Annotated in this window: 4 protein-coding genes and 2 pseudogenes; 5 read left to right on the forward strand and 1 reads right to left on the reverse strand. The window is 38.1% G+C overall.

Annotation, left to right across the window (positions count from 1 at the left end; genetic code table 11):
* Positions 1-1,185: 1,185 nt before the first annotated feature.
* Positions 1,186-1,959, reverse strand: a pseudogene (locus ACFIQC_RS05030) (autotransporter outer membrane beta-barrel domain-containing protein); the annotation flags it as partial.
* A gap of 774 nt (positions 1,960-2,733) precedes the next feature.
* Between ACFIQC_RS05030 and ACFIQC_RS05035 the strand changes: the two are divergent.
* The 5 genes and pseudogenes from ACFIQC_RS05035 to ACFIQC_RS05055 all read left to right on the forward strand — a co-directional run.
* Positions 2,734-3,864, forward strand: coding sequence for a metallophosphoesterase (locus ACFIQC_RS05035; protein ID WP_375630460.1), 1,131 nt, complete (start codon positions 2,734-2,736; stop codon positions 3,862-3,864).
* A 764-nt stretch (positions 3,865-4,628) separates the two neighbouring features.
* The gene (locus tag ACFIQC_RS05040; RefSeq protein WP_375638844.1) at positions 4,629-5,003 is read left to right on the forward strand and encodes a hypothetical protein; all 375 of its coding nucleotides are present in this window, start codon (positions 4,629-4,631) and stop codon (positions 5,001-5,003) included.
* A gap of 13 nt (positions 5,004-5,016) precedes the next feature.
* A complete protein-coding gene (locus ACFIQC_RS05045; protein WP_375706822.1) occupies positions 5,017-5,478 on the forward strand; it encodes a phage tail protein in 462 nt (153 codons plus the stop codon).
* Complete coding sequence (locus tag ACFIQC_RS05050; protein WP_375630532.1) at positions 5,475-5,729, forward strand: tail protein X; 255 nt, start codon at positions 5,475-5,477, stop codon at positions 5,727-5,729. The genes ACFIQC_RS05045 and ACFIQC_RS05050 overlap by 4 nt, the downstream gene beginning before the upstream one ends.
* Positions 5,729-6,000, forward strand: a pseudogene (locus ACFIQC_RS05055) (late control protein); the annotation flags it as partial. The gene ACFIQC_RS05050 and the pseudogene ACFIQC_RS05055, both read left to right, overlap by 1 nt.

Consider the following 6,000-nt stretch of genomic DNA (forward strand, 5'->3'; position numbering starts at 1 on the left):
ACCATCTTCAGCAACCAAAGCACTCGCTTTTCCCGTGACGTTTCCTTCTATCATTGTGATGGAGGAGTTTGAATCTTTAGCATATAATCCAACATCATCAGATGATGTAATTTTTGCACCGTTTGTTAAAGTGATGGCGCTGCCGTTTTGAGCAGATATTGTTGCATTTTGTGCATGAAATGATCCTCCCGAGATTGTTATTGTCGAATCATGATCTGCAAATATACCAGCGGCTGCTTGAGTCACTGTTACATCTTTTAAAGTGACGGTACCTTTATCTGCTTTTATTCCAAAGTTCAGTGGCGCATCGTCTTTACCACTCGATATTGTCACATTTTCTAGTTTGTTTTCACGGCTGTTACTGTTTAAGAAGCCAGCACCAGCTGCAGAAGCTGTAATGGTTCCCCCAGTCATCTTGATTACACCACCGTTTTGTGCTTGAAGCCCGATTGCACTATCACTAATCGTTGTCTTTCCAAGTAATTCAATCATGCTACCAAGGTCATCAGAAGCTACACCAAGTCCATCACCATTTGTTTTTAGGGTGACATCTGTAACAGTAATATGGCCACCGTATGTTGTCGTTACTGCTTCCTCTTTCGCTGTAATGCTCCCTCCTGTCATTTCGATGATGGACTTTGAACCTTCCGCATAGAGTCCAGCATCGTTATATGATGTAATTTTTGCACCGCCAGTTAAAGTGATGTTGCCGCCGTTTTGAGCAAATATTGCTGCTTTTTCTGCATCAAATGATCCTCCTAAGACTTTTACTGTGGAATCATATGCATCTATGGCAGTTTGTGCTTGCGTCACTGTTACATTATTTAAAGTGACATTACTGTTAGTTGCTTTGATTCCATTGATTAGTGGCGCATCATCTTTCCCACTTGATGTCACTACATCTTTCAGTTCGTTTTCTTTGCTCTTGCTATCTAAAAAGAATGCACCAACTTTGGACGCTGTAATGCTTCCCCCAGTCATTGCGATTGCGCCACTTTCTTGTGTTTTTAACCCGATTGTCGCATCATTGATCTTTGTATCAGATAATTCAATCACACTGTTTTCACCTTGAGACAATGCGCCGAATCCACTCTCAATTTTAGTACCCTTATTATATGCAGGGTTATCCCCTTCTGTAGTAGGTGCACTTGTGGTATCTTCCTTAGCTGTTAGAGTACCACCCGTGACTTTAATATGACCACCATCGTTTGTATACAATGCTGCGTCTTTTCCAGTTACGCTTCCCCCAGTCATTTTTATGGTGGTATTTTCATCATCGGCATGGAGTCCGTTACCATTAGATGAGGTAATGTTAGTACCGCCATCTACAGTAATGGTGGTGCCGCCCATAGCATATACGCCATCCATTTTACCTTCGAATGATCCTCCGGATACTATAACTTGAGAAACGACATCCGCAAGTATACCAGTTTCTGCTTGCTTAACTGTTACATTTTCTAAAGTGATAAAACTTTCGTTGTTTATTTCTATTCCAAGGAGTGATGATGCTTCATTTTTATTATCTGATATCACTACATTTTGTAGTATATTTCTACTATTCTTACTATCATCAATATAAACACCAGTTTGAGAAGCTGTAATGTTCCCCCCAGTCAGGTTGATGTTAGCGCCGTCTTTTACAGAAATACCAAAACGAACATCAGAATCAGTGCCTTGAATATTTAAGCCATTTAATTCAAGCGCACTGTTAGCACCTTCAACTGTTACAACATATTTATCGCTACCTGTGTCTGTATTTGTGTTTTTATTTCCAGTTACAGTTACAGTACTGCCGGTGATTTTTCCTTTGTCTTTTACATAAATAGTCTCGTACGTTTTTCCGGATATATCTTTTTCTTCGTTGGCAACGTCAAGAGTTTCAGCATGTGCAGTGAACTGGATGTTGAATAGGATGATAGCAGCCGCAGCCGTGCATGATAAAAGGGATGTTTTATACACCAGTATTCTCCTTATGAGAGCCCCCAAATATTCATTTCCCCGCAAACTTCATAAGAAGAAGTGAAAATGGATAGTTGTTATTAATTTCGATAATTGTCTTTATTTGGTAAGATATTTTTGGTTTTTTGTCAAAATTAAAAAACAAATGATATTAAATTTGTATTAATTTATATTTAACACACAATGTGTTTGTAATTATTTGTATTATATAATTAAATTTATTGTAAATCTATATTATAGAAATTATAAATATTATTATAATACTTACATAAGTTATATTATTTTTTTATAAAGTAATAATAGTATTTTCTGTAATACTTCTGCATTTTTATAACTTGTCAAAGTAAGTGATGACGGTAATAATCAAACACTATTGCTAGCACTTTTGATTAGTTATACCTTATTTATCATAATATTCTAATATATTTGATCTTGATATCCAAAGGAGTTGGGTGCTCTAGTATAAGAATACATTTTTTCTCCTGTTGGGGATATTTTAATAGTATACGACTAAGTTTTTATAAGCTGTTGATGTATCGATGATATTTGAAAGAGCCAGAGCCCAAGCTTATAAATCTTAATCAATGAAGATGCTTCAAGTTGAAGGCTTGAAATCAACAGTGCTTTTATATCATCAAAGTGCACCTTCATTGAAGGATTATTGCTTTTGTTATTTCGAATTTTTGACATATTTTTGACAATAAAATCTAAAAAATTGTCTCTGAGGAATTTTTTAATATAAAAAATATGTAACGTTTTTATGGTGATAGGTTTATGAGATATAAAGTTGAAGTGGTAATCACCGTGATTGCTTTTACTCTCTCTGGTTGTTTTAATCTTGATTCTGAAAAAATAAAAAGAGACAAGAGGCTTCATCATGATGCATTCATGGATTGGTCGATGAAAGAAAAGTCTCTTACAAAAAATTATACTGCTATCATTATGGCTGATCCGCAACCGTGGCGTTTAAACTCTGGTGATGCCAATGGAATATCAAACAGAGAGCCATGGTTAAAGATAAATGAGCAGGTTGCTGGTGTGATAAAAGCGCACAAAGCTGCATTCCATATTGTCAATGGTGATCTGACGGAGTTTGGACAACAAAAAAACTATGATGATTATGAAAATGTTTATAAAACTCTTGGAGCACCTGTCTATGAGGGGCTAGGGAATCACGATTATGCCAATAATGTTGGTAATTGTACAAATCCTCAAGAATTCAGCTTTTACAAAGATGCTTGTGCTATAAGTGCAGTTTCAAGAATGGTATCGGAAATCAAAAAATACCGTAGTCAATTATCGCATTTCAATGCAGATGTTACTGAAAGCTTGGTTCCCATTTCGGGTGGAAATATTCGCTCGATAAGGGGGAGTTTGAGTTATTCTTGGGATTATGGAGATGTTCACTATGTGCAGCTTCACAATTATCCAAGCTATACGGTTGGTTTGAAGGGGCAGTCTACAGAAGTGCAAATCAATAAATCTTTAGATTGGCTTAGGAACGATTTAGCTGCTGCTGATGCAAGAGGTAAAGTGACAATCATTAATTTTCATGATGCGCGTGCTGCTTCCATTGATGGTGAATCCTTTTTTATTCGTAAAAAGAATGCTAAAGATTTGTCGGTCTTTAAGTCAATTATTACCTCTCATAATGTTAAAGCAATCTTCGTGGGTCACACGCATTATCAGTCTTATTGCCGTGCGAAAAATGATAAGGTTTTTGGAAATATCCCTATCTATACAGCTGGTGCGCTTTTTAATGGAGATTATTACCTCATAGATGTGAAAGGCAAGACCATTCACGTTAAAGCCTATAATGGAGAAATAGGAAAACCGCTTTTAATTAAAGATCTTGGTGTTATAGGGAAAGACACCCAATTTTCGGCAAGTTGCAGTAAGTTATAATAGGATTTGTTTCTTTGTCTTAAAGCATGAGGAAAAAAGCGTATTATATGTGCGGACTTGAAGAGCAGTAGGAGTGTCTAAATGTTACTTAGAAATAGAGTGAAAAATCAGACATCTTTTTTATATCTTTTTCAAAGCTGTTAAGATTTCAGGTTATACGCTATAAGTGCAATGGTTTAATGTGAACTGAGCTTTAATACAAAGCAGAATAATGGTTTGTTATTCTATTTTTTCTTTTTAGGCATTCATCTTTGAAGAAAGGGGAGTTTGTCAAGGGTGTGTTCATAATTTGCTAGCACATGTTGTCCTGAATTATCAAGAAGGCTGTTTCTATTAGTTTGTTGCAGTATAATTATCAAGTTATGCCCTTTGTTAGAGTTTATAATATCTACTCATGGGCAAATCTTTTCTTTTTCATAAGAAAAGCTTTTTATTTTGATCAATTTTTTACTTATAATCTTCAAACAATTGATGTTTTGTGATGCTGTATAATTTCTCTTGATTAACCGTATGAACTTTTAGTTGTATTACAATTTTATCTTCTTCTTTTATACGTAAGTAAATCGTTACAATAAGTATGATATAAATATTGGAGTCTGTTTATAGCTGTTATGGTCTCATGCAATTATCCTTAGATGACTCTCACGTGTTTTGGCAGTTTTATCTTTTCTTTGAGAGAGGTGTAAAAAGGGGATTTTAAGAAGTTCTAGTTTAGAAAGAGCTTTTTTGCCCGCGAAAAGCTCTCGGAGAGTGCCAAGGCTGGTATGGAACAAGCGGGCGAAGATCTGGCTAATTCGATTGTCGATGGCTTTATGTCGTCTATCTCACAATTGATGGATTTTTGTAAATCTTTGCCTAGCCGCATTAAGGGGTGGATTGGTTCGATTGATGTAAGAGAGTTTTTGCCAAGTTTTTTGGGGGGTAAAACAGCCATCCAACCCATCGTGCAATTTGCGGGGGCTTCTCCTGTAAATTCATCTGCCAGAGAGCAAAGAGACAAAGACCGTTCCCCCATCACACACAATCAAAATGTCACAGTGCATGTTAATGGGGCGCGTGAACCCATGGCCACTGGTCGTGCGGTTGCCCATGCTTTGCAACGGGCACGTGCCAATGCTCTGCATGGCGGGACAGAGTAAGGGGAGGGAGCCTATGAGAGATCCTTTGATGATGTTAGGTCCACATCAATTTTATGTGGACTGGCTGAATTTCCAATCCTTTGAAGAAGAGTTTTCTGCCTCCTGGGTTTGCCTAGAGCGTTTTGGCAGGTCCCCCAGTTTGCAATTTACCGGCTATGGCAATGATGCAAAGACCATTCATGGAGTTTGGTTTCCAGAAGAATTTGGTGACCGGGTAGCGATAGATGCCATCACTACAACTATTCGAAGAGCAAAGCCTGTCCAGATGCTTCGTTGGATTAATGATACGACCTATAGTGTCCTTCTCCATGGATCCGTAGTAATCACCAGTATCACAAAAGACCACGACTATATCAGTCGCTCTGGTCAATCCCAGCACATCCGCTATTCCATTACGCTCTTGCCCTTTTTTAATGGCGGAAAACCACAAGGACAATACCAGGTGGGACAATACCAAGAGGGGCAAACTCTATGAAGATACCAGAAAAGCATGTTGTTGTAGAGCTAGAGGATATGAGCCTCGATCTCCTCTGCTTTCACCATGCCATGGCAGTGTTCAGAGACCGGAGGCAAGCTGGTTTACTCAAAGGCTATTTAGAAGCCACTCTGGAAGCTAATCCAGAGATTGCCAAATATGGTGTGTTTTTACCGCGGGGCTTAAAGGTCGTTTTGCCTGAGTTTGTCAGCCAAGAAAAGAATAGTGTGGTGAAGCGGTTATGGGATTAATGCGCACGCATCCTTTTATTGAGGTGAGAGTGGGGGATAAGCTTGTTCATGAGGTTTTTTACCAGCGTCTTTTAACGGCAACCATTACGGACCATACCGGTAATGAAGCCGATATATTTGAAGCAGAGTTTGACGATAGTGGCAATGATTTAGAGGTTCCCTCAAGCAACAGTGCGCTACAGGTGATCTTTGGTTATGAGAACAGCATCAGTGCATTTATGGGGTGTTTTGTTGTCGAATCGGTTGTGAGTATTGGAGGCAGCGATGGAGA

The organism is Bartonella sp. AA126HLJHH (genome assembly GCF_042197425.1).
Classification (GTDB): Bacteria; Pseudomonadota; Alphaproteobacteria; order Rhizobiales; family Rhizobiaceae; genus Bartonella.

Bases quoted from the DNA above. Each gene is read 5' to 3' on its own strand.
- ACFIQC_RS05035 (WP_375630460.1), top strand. From the start codon at position 2,734: ATGAGATATAAAGTTGAAGTGGTAATCACCGTGATTGCTTTTACTCTC.
- ACFIQC_RS05040 (WP_375638844.1), top strand. From the start codon at position 4,629: ATGGAACAAGCGGGCGAAGATCTGGCTAATTCGATTGTCGATGGCTTT.
- ACFIQC_RS05045 (WP_375706822.1), top strand. From the start codon at position 5,017: ATGAGAGATCCTTTGATGATGTTAGGTCCACATCAATTTTATGTGGAC.
- ACFIQC_RS05050 (WP_375630532.1), top strand. From the start codon at position 5,475: ATGAAGATACCAGAAAAGCATGTTGTTGTAGAGCTAGAGGATATGAGC.